Consider the following 16652-nt stretch of genomic DNA (forward strand, 5'->3'; position numbering starts at 1 on the left):
GTACGGAGCACCGGCCACCCCCGTACGGCGGGTCCCTCGGCCCTTACGGCGGGACCGGCCACCCCGTACAGCGGGACCGGCCGTCCCGTGACGCCCGGACCGCTCACTCCCAGCGGAACCACTTCGCCGCGGCCCCCAGCCCCAGCACGGCCCATACGGCGAGGGTGCCCAGATCACCCCACGGCCGCCCCGCACCGTGCTGGAGGACGTCCCGCAGCCCGTCCGAGAGCGCCGCGATCGGCAGGAACTGGAGCACCTGCTGCGCCGCGTGCGGGAACTTCTCCAGCGGGACGACGACACCGCCGCCGACCAGCAGGAGCAGGAAGACCAGGTTGGCGGCGGCCAGCGTCACCTCGGCCTTGAGCGTCCCGGCCATCAGCAGCCCGAGGCCGGAGAAGGCCGCGGTGCCCAGGAGGAGCAGCGCCGCCACCGACGCCGGGCTGCCGTGCGGGGACCAGCCGAGCGCCAGGGCCACCGCCGTGAGCAGCGCGATTTGAAGGACCTCGGTGACCAGCACCGAGCAGGTCTTGGCGGTCATCAGGGCCCAGCGCGGCAGCGGCGAGGCGCCCAGCCGCTTGAGCACGCCGTAGCGGCGTTCGAAGCCGGTGGCGATGGCCTGGCCGGTGAAGGCGGTGGACATCACGGCCAGCGCCAGGATGCCGGGCGCCATGAAGTCCACGGCTGCCCCCTTGCCGCCGGCGGTGCCGGTGGGCACCGAGACGATGTCCACGGCGCTGAAGAGGACCAGCAGCAGCGTGGGGATGACGACCGTCAGCAGCAACTGCTCGCCGTTGCGCAGCAGCATCCTGGTCTCCAGGGCCGTCTGCGCGCGGATCATCTTCGGGAGCGGGGCCGCGCCCGGACGGGGGGTGAACGTGCCGGTGGCGGTCATGCCCGCAGCTCCTTGCCGGTGAGTTCCAGGAAGACGTCCTCCAGGGTGTGCCGCTCCACCGCTATGGCGTCCGGCATCACGCCGTTCTGCGCGCACCAGGAGGCGACGGTGGCCAGCAACTGCGGGTCGATGTTCCCGTTGACGCGGTAGGTGCCGGGCGTCAGCTCGGCCGCGGCGGTGTCGGCGGGCAGCGCCTTGAGCAGCGAGGCCACGTCCAGACCGGGGCGGCCGGTGAAGCGCAGGGTGTTCTCGGCGCCGCCCTTGCACAGCTCCTCGGGGCTGCCCTGGGCGATGACCTTCCCGGCGTCGATGATCGCCACGTCGTCGGCGAGCTGTTCCGCCTCGTCCATGAAGTGCGTGGTCAGCACCACGCCGACGCCGTCGGCCCGCAGCTCGCGTACCAGGTCCCAGGTCGCGTGCCGGGCCTGCGGGTCCAGGCCGGCCGTGGGCTCGTCGAGGAAGACCAGTTCCGGGCGGCCGACGACGGCCATGGCCAGCGCCAGGCGCTGCTGCTGTCCGCCGGACAGCCGCCGGTAGCTCGTACGGCCGCAGCTCCCCAGCCCCAGGCGTTCCATGAGGAGGTCCACGTCGACGGGATGGGCGTGCAGGGAGGCGGTGTGCCGCAGCATCTCCTCCGCCCGGGCGCCCGCGTAGACGCCGCCGGACTGGAGCATCACCCCGACGCGGGAGCGCAGGGCGGCGGCGTCGGCGACCGGGTCCAGGCCCAGGACGCGTACGGTGCCGGCGTCGGGGCGGCGGTAGCCCTCGCAGATCTCGATGGTGGTGGTCTTGCCGGCCCCGTTGGGGCCCAGGACGGCGGTGACCTGTCCGCGGGCGACGGTCAGGTCCAGGCCGTCCACCGCGGTCTTGACGGGCCTGGTGCCGTATCGCTTGACCAGGCCGACGACCTCGACGGCAGGCCCTTGGCCAGGGGTTCGGGGGTCGCCCCCCGAGGAGGTGCTGCGCATGAGCGGCAGTCTACGAAGGGAGGGGCGGCGTGTGTCGGGTGGCCCGGGAAGCGCTGCCCGCAGATGCACCGCCGCCCTTGGGGCCGCCCCGGCAGGCCATCGGGGAAGCCGCTTTCGCAGACGCCCCCGGAACCGGCGTCGGAAACATCTTCGAGGCGTCGGATTAGGTCACCCTTAGTGATCGAGGCCACCACACGTGATCCCGTCGGGGGTTGTCTCGCTCTGAGGAATTACGCAACAATGGCGTTGTGAAATACGCGAGCGAGGATCTGGAAGGCACCGCGGCCGGTACGGCCGCCGGGTCCGCCGCGTCCGCGCCGAGCGGGCACGGCGCGCGGTCCGCTCCCGCGCCCGAGGCCGGTCCCGCCCACGACGAACAGCGCGGCACCCGCAACCGCGTCGCCCGCTCCATCCTCGACCACGGTCCGTCCACCGCGGCCGAGCTGGCCATGCGCCTGGAGCTGACCCAGGCCGCCGTCCGCCGTCATCTGGACGCGCTGGCCGCCGAGGGCGTGGTCGAGCCCCGCGAGAAGCGGGTCTACGGCGCGCGCACGCGCGGTCGCCCCGCCAAGGTCTTCGCGCTCACGGACTGCGGGCGGGACGCCTTCGACCAGGCGTACGACAGCCTCGCCTCCGACGCGCTGCGCTGGATCGCGCAGGCCGCGGGCGGCGGGGAAATGGGCGAGGCCGCCGTCGCCGCCTTCGCCCGCGCCCGGATCGCCGCCCAGGCCGAGAGCTACCGGCAGGCCGTCGAGGCGGCGGCCCCGGAGAAGCGTGCCCAGGCCCTGGCTCAGGCATTGACCGCGGACGGGTACGCTGCTACGGCGCGTAGCGCACCGGTCGGTGAACAGCTCTGCCAGCACCACTGCCCGGTCGCCCATGTGGCCGAGCAGTTCCCGCAGCTCTGCGAGGCGGAGACCGAGGTCTTCTCTCGCCTGCTGGGCACCCACGTGCAGCGTCTTGCCACGATCGCCCACGGCGATGGAGTGTGCACGACCTTCATCCCGAAGGCCGGCAGGACGGCCCCCAGTAACACCAAGACCACCACAGCATCTGCAAGCACGGCCGGGAGGAACCCCGCATGACTCTCCCCACGGAGACTGCTCACCCTGAGCTCGAGGGCCTGGGCACGTACGAATACGGCTGGGCCGACTCCGACGTGGCCGGCGCATCCGCCAAGCGTGGCCTGTCCGAGGAGGTCGTTCGTGACATCTCGGCGAAGAAGAACGAGCCGGAGTGGATGCTCAAGCTCCGCCTCAAGGGTCTGAAGCTCTTCGACAAGAAGCCCATGCCCAACTGGGGCTCGGACCTGTCGGGCATCGACTTCGACAACATCAAGTACTTCGTGCGGTCCACGGAGCAGCAGGCCGCCTCCTGGGAGGACCTGCCCGAGGACATCAAGAACACCTACGACAAGCTGGGCATCCCCGAGGCGGAGAAGCAGCGCCTGGTCGCCGGTGTCGCGGCCCAGTACGAATCCGAGGTCGTCTACCACCAGATCCGTGAGGACCTGGAGGCCCAGGGCGTCATCTTCCTGGACACCGACACCGCGCTCAAGGAGCACCCGGAGCTCTTCCAGGAGTACTTCGGCACGGTCATCCCGGTCGGCGACAACAAGTTCGCCTCGCTGAACAGCGCGGTGTGGTCCGGCGGCTCGTTCATCTACGTCCCCAAGGGCGTCCACGTGGACATCCCGCTCCAGGCGTACTTCCGGATCAACACCGAGAACATGGGCCAGTTCGAGCGGACGCTGATCATCGTCGACGAGGACGCCTACGTCCACTACGTCGAGGGCTGCACCGCGCCGATCTACAAGTCCGACTCGCTGCACTCCGCGGTCGTGGAGATCATCGTCAAGAAGGGCGGCCGTTGCCGCTACACGACGATCCAGAACTGGTCGAACAACGTCTACAACCTGGTCACCAAGCGTGCCGTCGCCTACGAGGGCGCGACCATGGAGTGGGTCGACGGCAACATCGGCTCCAAGGTGACCATGAAGTACCCGGCCGTCTACCTGATGGGTGAGCACGCCAAGGGCGAGACCCTCTCCATCGCCTTCGCGGGCGAGGGCCAGCACCAGGACGCCGGCGCCAAGATGGTCCACATGGCCCCGAACACCTCCTCCAACATCGTCTCCAAGTCGGTGGCGCGGGGCGGCGGCCGGACCTCCTACCGCGGTCTGATCGAGATCGGCGAGGGCGCCGAGGGCTCCAAGTCCAACGTGCTGTGTGACGCGCTGCTGGTGGACACCATCTCCCGCTCGGACACCTACCCGTATGTGGACGTCCGCGAGGACGACGTGTCCATGGGCCACGAGGCGACCGTCTCCAAGGTCAGCGAGGACCAGCTCTTCTACCTGATGGCGCGCGGCCTGTCCGAGGACGAGGCCATGGCGATGATCGTGCGCGGCTTCGTCGAGCCGATCGCCCGTGAGCTGCCGATGGAGTACGCGCTGGAGCTGAACCGGCTGATCGAGCTGCAGATGGAAGGCGCGGTCGGCTGACGCACCGCGTCCGCACCGCACCCCGTTCCCGACCGCAGCGTCACCTTCAAGAAAGCGAGCTAGACGACAGCCATGGCTGAGGCTCAGATCATCCCGGCAGGCTCCACGACTGCCGGTTCCATCGCGGTGGCAGCGGAGTCCACCGTCGCCACCCGGATGAGCGCCCCGCCGTCCTACGACGTGGCGGACTTCCCGGTGCCGCACGGCCGTGAGGAGGAGTGGCGCTTCACTCCGCTCGCGCGCCTGAAGGGCCTGCACGACGGCACCGCCGTCGCCGGCGGCGCCGACCTGAAGGTCGACATCACCGCCCCGAAGGCGTCACCCACGAGCTGGTGGACCGCGCCGACCCCCGCGTCGGCAAGGCCGGCAAGCCGGTGGACCGGGTCGCGGCCCAGGCGTACAGCTCCTTCGAGAAGGCATCGGTGGTCACGGTGCCCAAGGAGACGGTGCTGAGCGAGCCGGTGCGCATCGCCGTGCACGGCCAGGGCGGCACCGCCTTCGGCCACCAGGTCATCGAGCTCGGCGCGTTCGCCGAGGCCGTGGTCGTCATCGACCACACCGGTGACGCCGTGCTCGCCGCCAACATCGACTACATCCTGGGCGACGGCGCCAAGCTCACCGTCGTCTGTGTCCAGGACTGGGACGACACCGCCGTACACGTCGGCCAGCACAACGCGCTGGTGGGCCGGGACGCCTCCTTCAAGTCCGTGGTCGTCACCTTCGGCGGCGACCTCGTACGGCTGCACCCCCGCGTCACCTACGCGGCACCCGGCGGCGAGGCGGAGTTCTACGGCCTGTACTTCACCGACCAGGGGCAGCACCAGGAGCACCGCCTGTTCGTCGACCACGAGGCGCCCAACTGCCGCTCCAACGTCGTCTACAAGGGCGCGCTCCAGGGCCAGGACGCCCACGCGGTCTGGATCGGCGACGTACTGATCCGCGCGGCGGCCACCGGCACCGACACCTACGAGCTCAACCGCAACCTCGTGCTGACCGATGGCGCGCGGGTGGACTCGGTGCCCAACCTGGAGATCGAGACCGGTGAGATCGTCGGCGCCGGCCACGCCAGCGCCACCGGCCGCTTCGACGACGAGCAGCTCTTCTACCTGATGGCCCGCGGCATCCCGGCCGACGAGGCCCGCCGGCTGGTGGTGCGCGGATTCTTCGCCGAGCTGGTCCAGCAGATCGGCCTGCCGGACGTCGAGGAGCGCCTGATCGCCAAGATCGAGGCCGAGCTGGAAGCGTCGGTGGCATGACGGCCTCATACGTACGCGCCTGTGGGCTCAGCGAGCTGGAAGAGGACACCCCCAAGCGGGTGGAGCTCAACGGCGTTGCGATCTCGCTGGTCCGCACCGAGGGCGAGGTGTTCGCGATCAACGACATCTGCTCGCACGCCAACGTCTCCCTCTCCGAGGGCGAGGTGGAGGACTGCTCCATCGAGTGCTGGCTGCACGGTTCGAGTTTCGACCTGCGTACGGGCAAGCCCTCCGGCCTCCCCGCGACGCAGCCCGTCCCCGTATACCCCGTAAAGATCGAAGGAGACGGCCCGGACGCGTCCGTGCTGGTCTCCGTCACCCAGGAGTCCTGAGTTCCCCATGGCAACGCTTGAGATCCACGACCTGCACGTCTCCGTCGAGGCCGACAACGGCTCGCGCGAGATCCTGAAGGGCGTCGACCTGACCGTGAAGCAGGGCGAGACGCATGCCATCATGGGCCCCAACGGCTCCGGCAAGTCCACCCTCGCCTACTCGCTGGCGGGTCACCCCAAGTACACGATCACCGGCGGCACCGTCACCCTCGACGGCGAGGACGTCCTGGAGATGTCCGTCGACGAGCGCGCCCGGGCCGGTGTCTTCCTCGCCATGCAGTACCCGGTCGAGGTCCCCGGCGTCTCGGTCTCCAACTTCCTGCGCACCTCCGCCACCGCTGTCCGCGGCGAGGCCCCCAAGCTGCGTACGTGGGTCAAGGAGGTCAAGGAGGCCATGGAGCGCCTCCAGATGGACCCCTCCTTCGCCGAGCGCAACGTCAACGAGGGCTTCTCCGGCGGTGAGAAGAAGCGCCACGAGATCCTCCAGCTCGAATTGCTCAAGCCCAGGATCGCCATCCTGGACGAGACCGACTCCGGCCTGGACGTCGACGCGCTGCGCATCGTCTCCGAGGGCGTCAACCGCGTCCGGGAGACCGGTGAGGTGGGCACCCTCCTGATCACCCACTACACCCGCATCCTGCGCTACATCAAGCCCGACCACGTGCACGTCTTCGCGGCCGGCCGGATCGCCGAGTCCGGCGGCCCGGAGCTGGCGGACAAGCTGGAGGCCGAGGGCTACGAGGCGTACGTGAAGGGTGGCGCGACCGCGTGACGACACTGCCGGGCCTCCTGGACACAGAGGCGATCCGCAAGGATTTCCCGATCCTGGACCGCCAGGTCCACGACGGGAAGAAGCTCGTGTACCTGGACAACGCGGCGACCTCGCAGACGCCGCGCCAGGTCATCGACGCGATCAGCGCGTACTACGAGCGGCACAACGCCAACGTCCACCGTGGGGTGCACGTCCTCGCCGAGGAGGCCACGGCGCTGTACGAGGGTGCCCGCGACAAGGTCGCCGCCTTCATCAACGCGCCGAGCCGGGACGAGGTGATCTTCACCAAGAACGCCTCCGAGGCGCTCAACCTCGTGGCCAACATGCTCGGCTGGGCCGAGGAGCCCTACCGGGTGGACGCGGACACCGAGATCGTCATCACGGAGATGGAGCACCACTCCAACATCGTGCCCTGGCAGTTGCTCTCGCAGCGCACCGGCGCGAAGCTGAAGTGGTTCGGCCTGACCGACGACGGCCGCCTGGACCTGTCGGACATCGACGAGATCATCACCGAGAAGACCAAGATCGTCTCCTTTGTGCTGGTCTCCAACATCCTGGGCACGATGAACCCGGTCGAGGCGATCGTCCGCCGCGCCCAGGAGGTCGGCGCCCTGGTGCTGATCGACGCCTCCCAGGCCGCCCCGCACATGGTCCTGGACGTCCAGGCGCTCCAGGCCGACTTCGTGGCCTTCACCGGTCACAAGATGTGCGGCCCGACCGGCATCGGCGTCCTGTGGGGCCGCCAGGAGCTGCTGGAGGACCTCCCGCCGTTCCTCGGCGGCGGCGAGATGATCGAGACCGTCTCGATGCACTCCTCCACGTACGCTCCCGCGCCCCACAAGTTCGAGGCCGGTACGCCCCCGATCGCCCAGGCCGTCGGCCTCGGCGCGGCCGTGGACTACCTGACCGGCATCGGTATGGACAAGATCGCAGCCCATGAGCACGCGATCACCGAGTACGCCGTCAAGCGGCTGCTGGAGGTCCCCGACCTGCGGATCGTCGGCCCCGTAACGGCCGAGGAGCGCGGCGCCACGATCTCCTTCACCCTCGGCGACATCCACCCCCACGACGTGGGGCAGGTGCTGGACGAGCAGGGCATCGCGGTCCGGGTAGGCCACCACTGCGCCCGTCCGGTCTGCCTGCGGTACGGAATTCCCGCGACGACGCGAGCGTCTTTCTATCTGTACTCCACCCCGGCCGAGGTCGACGCCCTGGTCGACGGGCTGGAGCACGTCCGTAACTTCTTCGGGTAGGCAGGACTGACGCGTGAAGCTTGATTCCATGTACCAGGACGTCATCCTGGACCACTACAAGCACCCGCACGGCCGGGGCCTGCGCGACGGCGACGCGGAGGTGCACCACGTCAACCCCACGTGCGGGGACGAGATCACCCTGCGCGTACGGCTGTCCGGCGCGACCATAGAAGACGTGTCCTACGAAGGGCAGGGCTGCTCCATCAGCCAGGCCAGCGCCTCCGTGCTCAACGACCTGCTGGTCGGCAAGGAACTGGGCGAGGCGCAGAAGATCCAGGAGACCTTCCTGGAGCTGATGCAGTCCAAGGGCAAGGTCGAGCCGGACGACGCCATGGAGGAGGTGCTGGAGGACGCGGTCGCCTTCGCCGGCGTCTCCAAGTACCCGGCGCGCGTGAAGTGTGCCCTGCTCAGTTGGATGGCCTGGAAGGACGCCACGGCCAAGGCCCTCTCCGAGGAGGCGAAGACCGCATGACCGACACCCCTGAGACCACGGTCACCGAGACCACGGTCACCGAGAACCCGGTCACCACGACCAAGCCGGCCACGGAGGAAGAGGTCCGCGAGGCGCTGTACGACGTCGTCGACCCCGAGCTGGGCATCGACGTCGTCAACCTGGGGCTGATCTACGGCATCCACATCGACGACGCCAACATCGCCACCATCGACATGACGCTCACCTCCGCGGCCTGTCCGCTGACCGACGTCATCGAGGACCAGGCGCGCTCCGCCACGGACGGCATCGTCAGCGAGCTGAAGATCAACTGGGTCTGGATGCCGCCGTGGGGCCCGGACAAGATCACCGACGAGGGCCGCGAGCAGCTCCGCGCACTCGGCTTCAACGTCTGATCGCCCGGTCCCGGTCCCGGGCCCGAGCACCCGCTCCATTCCGAAGGGCGCCCCGTTCAAGGGGGCGCCCTTCGGGCGTATGTGCGGCATTCTGTCGGGCATGGCCGTATCCCTGTACCAGATCGCCGTCGACGCCCACGACCCCGCGCAACTCGCCCGTTTCTGGGCCCGGGTCCTGGACTGGCAGGTGCTCTCCGAGGACCCCGAGGAAGTCGTCATCGGGGCCGACGAGCGGACCCTGCCAGGCCTGGTCTTCATGCCCGTCCCGGAAGGGAAGGCCGGCAAGAACCGGCTGCACCTGGACCTGGCGCCCGACGACCAGGCGGCCGAGGTGGCCCGGCTCCTGGCCCTGGGCGCCCGCCGTGCGGACGTGGGCCAGGGCCCGGACGTCTCGTGGACCGTACTCATGGATCCCGAGGGCAACGAGTTCTGCGTACTGACCCCGAAGAAACTGCCGGCCTGACGGCGCCGACCGCCACCCCACCCGCCGTTACGTACGACCGTACACACCGTTGTGTACGCTCGTACGCATGGCATATCTGACACTCGCCGGAGCGATCCTCTCCGAGATCCTGGCGACGACCTCGATGAAGTACAGCGAGGGCTTCAGCAAGCTCTGGCCCTCGCTGGGCACCGCGGCGGGCTACCTCATCGCGTTCTTCCTGCTCGCCCAGACGCTGAAGTCGATGAGTGTCGGAACGGCGTACGCGATCTGGTCCGGGGCCGGCACCGCCGTCATCGCCGCGATCGGCATGGTGTTCCTGGGAGAGGCGGCGAACGCGGCGCGGATCCTGGGAGTCCTGCTGGTCATCGCCGGGGTCGTCGTACTGAACCTGGGCGGGACGCACTGATGCCGCGCCGCTACGACCCCGACCGGCGGCAGCGCATCATCGACGCAGCGATCAGGGTGATCGGCGCCCGGGGTATCGCCGGGCTCGGCCACCGCGCCGTGGCCGCCGAGGCCGACGTACCGCTCGGCTCGACCACGTACCACTTCGCGACCCTGGACGACCTCCTGGTCGCCGCGCTGCGTCAGATCAACACCGCCTGGCTGGCCGAGGTCGGACGCTGGGCACGCCGCCCCGCCCCGCGCGCCGCCCTCGCCGAGGACGTCACGGACCTGATCGAACAGTCACTGGCCGGCGACCGCGCGCAGGTGGAGATGGAGTACGAGATCTACCTCGCCGCGCTGCGCCGCACGGCGGTACGGCCGATCGCGGCCGAGTGCCTGGATGAACTGGCGCGGCTGCTGACGCTGCGCACGGGCGACGCGCAGACCGCCCGGACGCTGGTGGCCCTGATCGACGGACTGCTGATCCAGTACCTGCTCACCGGCCGCCCGTTCGACCGGGCCGAGGTCCACGCGGCGGTGTCCGGGGTCTGCGGCCCCGCCCACCACGGACAGGCCCCCGACGCCCACTGACCGGGCCGCAACGCGCCACTGACCCAGCCGCCACGAATCGTCCCCGGGCCGCAACGAGCCCACTGACCGGACCGCGCCCGGACCGCCGCCCCTGAGACCGGTTCGCCTCGACGGGGGCCCTCCGGTTAGGTTTCGGGCATGACCGAAGCTGCTACTCCTCTCACGACCGGCGCCGTGGCCGCCGGGCTCGCCACCATCACCGACGACGGCACCGTCCTGGACACCTGGTTCCCCGCCCCCGAGCTCGCCCGCGAGCCCGGCCCCTCCGGAACCGAGCGGCTCACCGCCGAGCGCGCCGCCGAGCTGCTGGGCGAGGCCGCGCTCCAGGCCGTCGGGCCCGACCCGCGCCGCGGGGTGGAGGTCGTGGCCGTACGAACGGTCATCTCCTCGCTGGAGGACAAGCCGCTGGACACCCACGACATCTACCTGCGGCTCCACCTGCTCAGCCACCGGCTGGTCAAGCCGCACGGGCAGAACCTGGAGGGCATGTTCGGCCTGCTGGCGAACGTCGCCTGGACCTCGCTGGGCCCGGTGGCCGCCGACCGCATCGAGACGGTACGGCTCAACGCCCGCGCCCAAGGCCTGCACCTCCAGGTCACCAGCGTCGACAAGTTCCCGCGGATGACCGACTACGTCCTCCCCTCGGGCGTACGCATCGCCGACGCCGACCGGGTCCGCCTGGGCGCGCACCTCGCCGCGGGCACCACCGTCATGCACGAGGGCTTCGTGAACTTCAACGCCGGCACGCTGGGCACCTCCATGGTCGAGGGCCGCATCAGCTCGGGCGTGGTCGTCGGCGACGGCAGCGACATCGGCGGCGGCGCCTCCACGATGGGCACCCTCTCCGGCGGCGGCAAGCAGATCATCTCCATCGGCGAGCGCTGCCTGCTCGGCGCGGAGTCCGGCATCGGCATCGCCCTCGGCGACGAGTGCGTGGTGGAGGCCGGCCTGTACGTCACCGCCGGCACCCGTGTCACGATGCCCGACGGCCAGATGGTCAAGGCCCTGGAACTCTCCGGCGCCGACAACATCCTCTTCCGCCGCAACTCCACCACCGGCGCCGTGGAGGCCCGCCCCAACAAGGCCACCTGGGGCGGCCTGAACGAGGTACTCCACAGCCACAACTGACCCGCCGGCCGACGCCGGCCGCCGTCCTCGTCGAGCGCCCTTCCGCCGCCCTTGAGCGGCCCGGAAGGGCGCTTCGACGTACCGGGCGCCGTTCAAGCGGCCCATGTTGCCTGTCGGGTGACGGGCCTGAGCACGGCAGTGCGGGAGCGTTTCCGCCGAGGGGGGCCGCTTCAACGGCCCGCGGGCGGGCGGTGGCTGGTATGGGCTGGTGTCAGGACGGGGGTTATGGGTCACCATGGGGGTCGATGTCCCATGGAAGGCAATCCGGGAGGCGTCATGAGGCTGGGCAAGCCGCTGGCTGTCGGCATCGCGCGGGAATCGGTGGCCGGGGAGGAGAAGGCGCCGCCGGAGGCGGCGGTGACGGCGGCACGGGAGCAGGGAACCGTACGGGAGCGGGCCGGCGGCCCGGACGCGGGCGGGGAGCCGGTGGGGCGACGGCCCGTGGTGCCGGCCGGGCGATGAGGCTGCGGCTTCCCCAGGAGCGTCCCGAGCAGCCGCCGACGGGATTCAAACTGGCCCACCCGGTGCTGTCGCACGACGGGGCCCGGGCCGGTTTCGCCGGGGTGTCGATCGGGGGTGCGCTTCCGTACGGATTCCTCGACGACGCCCGGTGTGTCTACGGCCGGCGGCACCGCAGCCCCGCGCCGCGGTGCGACTGCGGTTTCTACTGTCTGCACGCGCGGGACGAGGCGCTGGCCCTGGCGTGCGCCACCGAGTACCGGCAGGCCGTACTGCTGGAGGTCACCGTGCTCGGTGCCTACATCCGCTTCGAGCGCGGAATGCGCTATGCGCGCCAGCGGGTGCGGGTGGCCCGGGTGGGCGCCTGCGCCTGCGGGCTGACGCCGTGCGCGTTCGTGGACGCGGGCTGGGGCCGGACGGGATGGCGGGTGCTGACGGCCGCCTGCGCCGGCTGTGCGGTACGGCGGGGGGCGCCGGGCGTCGCCGCACGGACGGCGGTGGGGTTCGCGGAGTTCGTACGGCTGGGGGGCGGACGGCTGCGGATCGTGGCCGAGGGGGAGCGGACCGGGGAGCAGGTGCGGTGCGACAGCCGGGCCCGGCGGACGGGTTCGAGTGGCCGGACGGGTCGGACGGGCCGGGCGAGGCGGATGGTCCGGGTGGCGGGCGGTCGTACGGACCGGGCCCGGCGGCCGGGTGTACGGTGCCGGAGCTGGCGGCCGAGGCGTCGCTGATGCAGGCCCGGCTCGACTGGCTGCAGCGGCAACTGGCCCGCTTGACGGGCGGGCGGCCTGCCCCCTGAAAGCCCGCCCTCGATGGCCCGTCTCTCACAGGCCCGACCATGGAAGGGCTCGAAAATGAGTGCGGGCGCCATGGATTCGTGGCACATCTACACTGACCGCCATGCGTGATCTCGTGGCGGGGCTGGGGTATGTGGGCAAGGGACAGCGCTGGGTGGCGCGGCACGGCCGGTGGTGGGGCTTCGGGCTGATACCCGCGCTCCTCACCCTCGTGCTGTACGCGGCGGTGCTGACCGTACTCGCCTTCTGGTCGGGGGACCTGGCGTCCTGGGCGACGCCCTTCGCCGACGACTGGAGCGCCTTCTGGCAGGGCCTGCTGCGCGGGCTGTTCGTCGCGCTGCTGTTCGCCGGGGTCCTGCTGCTGTCCGTACTGGCCTTCACCGCCGTCACGCTGGTGATCGGCGAGCCCTTCTACGAGAAGCTGTCGGAGAAGGTCGAGGAGTCCGAGGGGAACTGCCCGCCGGAGCCGGGCCTGCCGCTGTGGCGCGAGGTCTGGACGGCGCTCACCGACAGCGTTCACGTGCTGCTGCGCGCCGCCGGCTTCGGCATCCTCTTCTTCGCCCTGGGATTCGTCCCGGTGATCGGCCAGACCGTCGTCCCGGCGATCGGCTTCTGCGTCTCGGGGTTCTTCCTCACGGTGGAGCTGACCTCCGTGGCGATGCAGCGGCGCGGCATCCCGGTGCGGGAGCGGCTGGCGCTGCTGCGTGGCCGCAAGGCGCTCGCCGTGGGCTTCGGCACCCCGATCACGCTGCTGTTCCTCATCCCGTTCGTCGCCGTGGTGCTGATGCCGGGAGCGGTCGCCGGGGCCACTTTGCTCGCACGGGACCTGCTGCCCGCCGAGGAGGAGCCGGACCGGGCGGCGGGGGCGCCGCAGCCGGCTCCGGACGGTTCCGTGCCCTGGCAGCCGGACGGTCCTGCGCAGTGGGGGCCGCAGGGCCCCGGTCCGCGGGCCTCCATGCCGCAGGGTGCTGCTCCGCAGGAATTCAGGCCGCAGGGTTCTGGCCCGTACGGCTCCGGCCCGCAGGGTTTTGGTCCGTACGGCTCCGCTCCGCAGGGCTTTGGGACACAGCCTCCGCCGGCCGGCCCCGGACCGTACGCAGGACGGCCGTCAGCCGACCGGTGAGCTCGGGCCCGGCGGCTTGCAAGGGCGCGCGGACCGGGCCGGCGGGCAGGCCGAGGGAGTGCAGCAGAGCCTTGGCGGTGACCGTTCCGGGCACGCCGGAGGCCATCATCGCCTCGACGAGCGGCGCGAGGGCGAGGTTGCGGCGGGTCGCCTCGGCCGTCTCGCCCGCCTCGTATGCCTCCAGTACCGCGCGTACCTCGCCGGGCGCGGCGTTGCCGACCGTACTGACGCAGCCGACGGCCCCGACGGCGCGCAGCGCCAGGCTCTCCTCATCGCAGCCCGCGTAGTACGCCAGACCGGTCGCGGCCAGCACCTTCGTCGTCTTCCGGAGGTCGTGGGAGCAGTCCTTGACGCCCTTGACGCGGGGGTGTTCGGCCAGCCGCAGCAGGGTGTCGGTGGCCAGCGCGGTGCCGGTACGCGCGGGGATGTCGTAGAGCATCACGGGCAGCCCGGTGGCGTCCGCGACCGTCCGCAGGTGGTGTAGGACCGCCTCTTGGCCGGGGCAGGAGTAGGCGGGCGTGACGACCAGCAGGCCGTGCGCGCCGGCCCGTTCGGCGGCCCGGGCGAGGGTGACGCTGTGCCGGGTGTCGCCGGTGCCGACGCCGGCGACGACGCGGGCCCGGTCCCCGACGGCCTGGACGACGGCCCGTACGAGGGCCTCCTTCTCGGCGTCCGAGGTCGTCGGGGACTCGCCGGTGGTGCCGCTGAGGACCAGTGCGTCACAGCCGCCCTCGTCGACGAGGTGGGCGGCCAGGCGCTGCGCGCCGTCCGCGTCGAGTGCGCCGTCGGCCGTGAACGGAGTGATCATGGCGATGGCCGTACGGCCGAAGGGCGGTGGGGTCACATCAGTCATGCCGAGAGTGTGACCCCACGTCAGGATTCACGTCTACTTAGATGTGGTACGGCAACTGTTAAGCAGCGCTGGACGGAGCGCTGCCCGGGCGTCAGCGGCGCGGGCCGAACCGGGCGCGCAGCACCTGCGGGTCGTGGTCGCTGGCCTGGTCCGCGTACTCGGCGTTGATGTGGACGATGTCGTAGTCGACGTGCCGCAGGTGACGGCTGGTGAGCATGTGGTCCAGCACCTGCGCGTTGCCGTTGAAGACATAGCCGTAGCGCTCGGCGCGCGGCAGCCTGCCGACCAGGTCGGTGAGCACCCGGCCGTCGGTCAGCGCCTTCAGCGCGGGCGAGAACTGGTAGTCGTTCAGGTCGCCCGCGACCACCACATCAGCCTTGGGGTCGGCGGCCAGCAGCTCCTTGACGAAGCCGTTCACGGCCCGGGCCTGCTGGGTCCGCTGGACCTCGGAGGGACGGGCCGGCGGCTGGAAACGGCTGTCCAGGCCCTGGTCGCCGCCCTTGGAGTTGAAGTGGTTGGCGAGGACGAAGACCGTACGGCCCCGGAAGGAGAACTGGCCGGCCAGCGGCTTGCGGCTGTTGGCCCACGCGGCGTTGCCGGGGTCGATGCGGCCGGGGGAGGCGGACAGCGCGGCCGGGCCCTGCCCGTGGCCGCCCACGACCTTGACGGGCGTGGTGGCGTCGCCGCCGGGGATGTCGGTGAAGGAGACCCGGGCCGGGTTGTAGAGGAAGGCGACGCGGATGTTGCCGCCGGGCTGGCCACCGTCCTGGCCGTCGGCCGGGTCGATCTGCCGCCAGGCGTAGGACGGGCCGCCGGCCGCCTTGATCGCGTCGGTGAGCTGCCGCAGCGTGGCGCCGGCGGCGACCGTCCTGTCGTTGGCGGGGCCGCTGTTGTCCTGCACCTCCTCCAGGGCGACGATGTCGGGCGCCGCGAGGTTGTCGACCAGCGCCCGCGCCAGACGGTCGAACTTGGCCTGCGGGGTCCTGGGGGAGAGGTTCTCGACGTTGTACGTGGCCACGGCCAGCTCGTCCCGGGACTGCTTGCGGGTGGTCTCCCGGGCCGGGCCGCGGTCGGTGAGGCGGCCCAGGGCGGTCGCCTGGATCTCGTAGCCGCCGAAGTTGTCGTAGTCCAGGGGCCGGCGGTGGTGCCGGTCAGCTCGTCGCCGGTGTCGGCGACGGGGAAGGGGCGCTGCGAGAAGGGAATCAGCGAGGCCACCTTCACCCGGCCGGCGTTGGGGTCCTGGTACGAGGAGTACAGGACGCCGCCGCGGGCGGTGCGGTGGTGGTGGCGGTCGGCGGTCACCCACAGCTCGTTGTGCTCGCTGGTCGGGCCGACGACGGGCGCGTCGGTGACCGAGACCCGCATGCCCTCCAGGGACTCGTAGAGGTCCAGCGCGTAGGAGCGCGGGCGCAGCGGCAGCGACTCGATGTTCCCGCCGTTGCCGCCCTGCGCGCGGGGCGCGTAACGGGCCGGTACGGAGGCGGAGTCGAGGCGGAAGGCGGCCGGGAGCGGGTTGCCGGAGGACAGGACGGTCCAGGTGGCACCGGTGATCTGGGTGACGGACTGCAGACCGGCCTGCTCGCCGCCGGGGTAGTACTCGGTGACCGTGCCCGACAGCCGCAGCGCGTCACCGACGGCGACCTCGGGGGTCTGCTTGCCGGTGAAGACGAAGACGGCCTCGCTGGTGGCCCGGTCGTGGTCGGGGTGCGGGTCCTGGAGCCAGAAGCCGCGCGCCGAGCCGAAGGCGCGTACGGCCGTGACCGTGCCGGGTACGCCGGTGACCTGCTGTCCGGCCAGCGGGGATATCCGGGTGGTGCCCTGGATGTCGTGGATGCGGACGTCCGCGGCGACGGCGGACTGCGGGGCCGCGAGCAGGCCGGCGGTGAGGGCGGCGGTGACCGCCGCGGTGACGGCGGCTGGTCTGCGGAGCGTACGGCGGAAGGGCATGGTGGCCTCCGGAGAAGGGGAACGCGGGTGAGGGGGGTGGCCGTGCCGGGCGTACGGGGACGGGCCGGCCGAGTGAGGACGTGCCGATGCGGCAGGCGTG

Annotated in this window: 16 protein-coding genes and 3 pseudogenes; 15 read left to right on the forward strand and 4 right to left on the reverse strand. The window is 71.2% G+C overall.

Annotation, left to right across the window (positions count from 1 at the left end):
- Nucleotides 1–103: 103 nt before the first annotated feature.
- Nucleotides 104–892, reverse strand: a complete 789-nt coding sequence (locus tag KGS77_RS28495; RefSeq protein ID WP_242586020.1) for an ABC transporter permease — start codon at nt 890–892, stop codon at nt 104–106.
- Complete coding sequence (locus tag KGS77_RS28500) at nt 889–1860, reverse strand: ABC transporter ATP-binding protein (RefSeq protein WP_242586021.1); 972 nt, start codon at nt 1858–1860, stop codon at nt 889–891. Before KGS77_RS28500 ends, KGS77_RS28495 begins: the two co-directional genes overlap by 4 nt.
- Before the next feature lie 248 nt (nt 1861–2108).
- On the opposite strand from KGS77_RS28500, the gene KGS77_RS28505 reads away from it, so the two are divergent.
- The 15 genes and pseudogenes from KGS77_RS28505 to KGS77_RS28575 form a co-directional block, all read left to right on the forward strand.
- Nucleotides 2109–2945, forward strand: coding sequence for an ArsR family transcriptional regulator (locus KGS77_RS28505; protein WP_242586022.1), 837 nt, complete (start codon nt 2109–2111; stop codon nt 2943–2945).
- Nucleotides 2942–4363 carry a Fe-S cluster assembly protein SufB gene (gene sufB / locus KGS77_RS28510; protein WP_242586023.1) on the forward strand — a complete coding sequence of 474 codons (1422 nt, stop codon included), beginning with the start codon at nt 2942–2944 and terminating at the stop codon, nt 4361–4363. Before KGS77_RS28505 ends, sufB begins: the two co-directional genes overlap by 4 nt.
- Nucleotides 4364–4435: 72 nt before the next feature.
- Nucleotides 4436–5619 (forward strand): annotated as a pseudogene (gene sufD / locus KGS77_RS28515) (Fe-S cluster assembly protein SufD).
- Entirely contained in the window at nt 5616–5951 is a 336-nt protein-coding gene (locus KGS77_RS28520) for a non-heme iron oxygenase ferredoxin subunit (protein WP_242586024.1), read from the forward strand. Before sufD ends, KGS77_RS28520 begins: the two are co-directional and overlap by 4 nt.
- A 7-nt stretch (nt 5952–5958) precedes the next feature.
- Nucleotides 5959–6723, forward strand: coding sequence for a Fe-S cluster assembly ATPase SufC (gene sufC, locus KGS77_RS28525; protein ID WP_242586025.1), 765 nt, complete (start codon nt 5959–5961; stop codon nt 6721–6723).
- Nucleotides 6720–7976 (forward strand): cysteine desulfurase, encoded by a 1257-nt coding sequence (locus KGS77_RS28530; protein WP_242586026.1) that lies wholly within the window; start codon nt 6720–6722, stop codon nt 7974–7976. Before sufC ends, KGS77_RS28530 begins: the two co-directional genes overlap by 4 nt.
- Nucleotides 7977–7989: 13 nt before the next feature.
- Complete coding sequence (gene sufU / locus KGS77_RS28535) at nt 7990–8448, forward strand: Fe-S cluster assembly sulfur transfer protein SufU (protein WP_242586027.1); 459 nt, start codon at nt 7990–7992, stop codon at nt 8446–8448.
- Entirely contained in the window at nt 8445–8822 is a 378-nt protein-coding gene (locus KGS77_RS28540; RefSeq protein ID WP_242586028.1) for a metal-sulfur cluster assembly factor, read from the forward strand. The genes sufU and KGS77_RS28540 overlap by 4 nt, the downstream gene beginning before the upstream one ends.
- 100 nt (nt 8823–8922) lie before the next feature.
- The gene (locus tag KGS77_RS28545; RefSeq protein ID WP_242586029.1) at nt 8923–9285 is read left to right on the forward strand and encodes a VOC family protein; all 363 of its coding nucleotides are present in this window, start codon (nt 8923–8925) and stop codon (nt 9283–9285) included.
- Between the two features lie 67 nt (nt 9286–9352).
- Nucleotides 9353–9673 (forward strand): multidrug efflux SMR transporter, encoded by a 321-nt coding sequence (locus KGS77_RS28550; protein WP_242586030.1) that lies wholly within the window; start codon nt 9353–9355, stop codon nt 9671–9673.
- Nucleotides 9673–10245 carry a TetR family transcriptional regulator gene (locus tag KGS77_RS28555; RefSeq protein ID WP_242586031.1) on the forward strand — a complete coding sequence of 191 codons (573 nt, stop codon included), beginning with the start codon at nt 9673–9675 and terminating at the stop codon, nt 10243–10245. The genes KGS77_RS28550 and KGS77_RS28555 overlap by 1 nt, the downstream gene beginning before the upstream one ends.
- A 138-nt stretch (nt 10246–10383) precedes the next feature.
- Complete coding sequence (gene dapD / locus KGS77_RS28560; RefSeq protein ID WP_242586032.1) at nt 10384–11373, forward strand: 2,3,4,5-tetrahydropyridine-2,6-dicarboxylate N-succinyltransferase; 990 nt, start codon at nt 10384–10386, stop codon at nt 11371–11373.
- Between the two features lie 276 nt (nt 11374–11649).
- Nucleotides 11650–11835, forward strand: coding sequence for a hypothetical protein (locus tag KGS77_RS28565; protein ID WP_242586033.1), 186 nt, complete (start codon nt 11650–11652; stop codon nt 11833–11835).
- The gene (locus KGS77_RS28570; protein WP_242586034.1) at nt 11832–12563 is read left to right on the forward strand and encodes a hypothetical protein; all 732 of its coding nucleotides are present in this window, start codon (nt 11832–11834) and stop codon (nt 12561–12563) included. The genes KGS77_RS28565 and KGS77_RS28570 overlap by 4 nt, the downstream gene beginning before the upstream one ends.
- Nucleotides 12564–12732: 169 nt before the next feature.
- Nucleotides 12733–13407 (forward strand): annotated as a pseudogene (locus KGS77_RS28575) (EI24 domain-containing protein); the annotation flags it as partial.
- A gap of 205 nt (nt 13408–13612) precedes the next feature.
- Here KGS77_RS28575 and dapA read toward each other — a convergent pair.
- Together dapA and KGS77_RS34715 are read right to left on the reverse strand one after the other, a co-directional pair.
- Nucleotides 13613–14605, reverse strand: coding sequence for a 4-hydroxy-tetrahydrodipicolinate synthase (gene dapA, locus KGS77_RS28580; protein WP_242586035.1), 993 nt, complete (start codon nt 14603–14605; stop codon nt 13613–13615).
- A gap of 91 nt (nt 14606–14696) precedes the next feature.
- Nucleotides 14697–16552, reverse strand: a pseudogene (locus tag KGS77_RS34715) (endonuclease/exonuclease/phosphatase family protein).
- Nucleotides 16553–16652: the final 100 nt, after the last annotated feature.

It is taken from the genome of Streptomyces sp. MST-110588, from assembly GCF_022695595.1.
Taxonomy (GTDB): Bacteria; Actinomycetota; Actinomycetes; order Streptomycetales; family Streptomycetaceae; genus Streptomyces.

Coding starts and splice junctions, on each gene's coding strand:
- KGS77_RS28495 (WP_242586020.1), bottom strand. CDS start 892: ATGACCGCCACCGGCACGTTCACCCCCCGTCCGGGCGCGGCCCCGCTC.
- KGS77_RS28500 (WP_242586021.1), bottom strand. CDS start 1,860: ATGCGCAGCACCTCCTCGGGGGGCGACCCCCGAACCCCTGGCCAAGGG.
- sufB (WP_242586023.1), top strand. CDS start 2,942: ATGACTCTCCCCACGGAGACTGCTCACCCTGAGCTCGAGGGCCTGGGC.
- KGS77_RS28520 (WP_242586024.1), top strand. CDS start 5,616: ATGACGGCCTCATACGTACGCGCCTGTGGGCTCAGCGAGCTGGAAGAG.
- sufC (WP_242586025.1), top strand. CDS start 5,959: ATGGCAACGCTTGAGATCCACGACCTGCACGTCTCCGTCGAGGCCGAC.
- KGS77_RS28540 (WP_242586028.1), top strand. CDS start 8,445: ATGACCGACACCCCTGAGACCACGGTCACCGAGACCACGGTCACCGAG.
- KGS77_RS28545 (WP_242586029.1), top strand. CDS start 8,923: ATGGCCGTATCCCTGTACCAGATCGCCGTCGACGCCCACGACCCCGCG.
- KGS77_RS28550 (WP_242586030.1), top strand. CDS start 9,353: ATGGCATATCTGACACTCGCCGGAGCGATCCTCTCCGAGATCCTGGCG.
- KGS77_RS28555 (WP_242586031.1), top strand. CDS start 9,673: ATGCCGCGCCGCTACGACCCCGACCGGCGGCAGCGCATCATCGACGCA.
- dapD (WP_242586032.1), top strand. CDS start 10,384: ATGACCGAAGCTGCTACTCCTCTCACGACCGGCGCCGTGGCCGCCGGG.
- KGS77_RS28565 (WP_242586033.1), top strand. CDS start 11,650: ATGAGGCTGGGCAAGCCGCTGGCTGTCGGCATCGCGCGGGAATCGGTG.
- KGS77_RS28570 (WP_242586034.1), top strand. CDS start 11,832: ATGAGGCTGCGGCTTCCCCAGGAGCGTCCCGAGCAGCCGCCGACGGGA.
- dapA (WP_242586035.1), bottom strand. CDS start 14,605: ATGACTGATGTGACCCCACCGCCCTTCGGCCGTACGGCCATCGCCATG.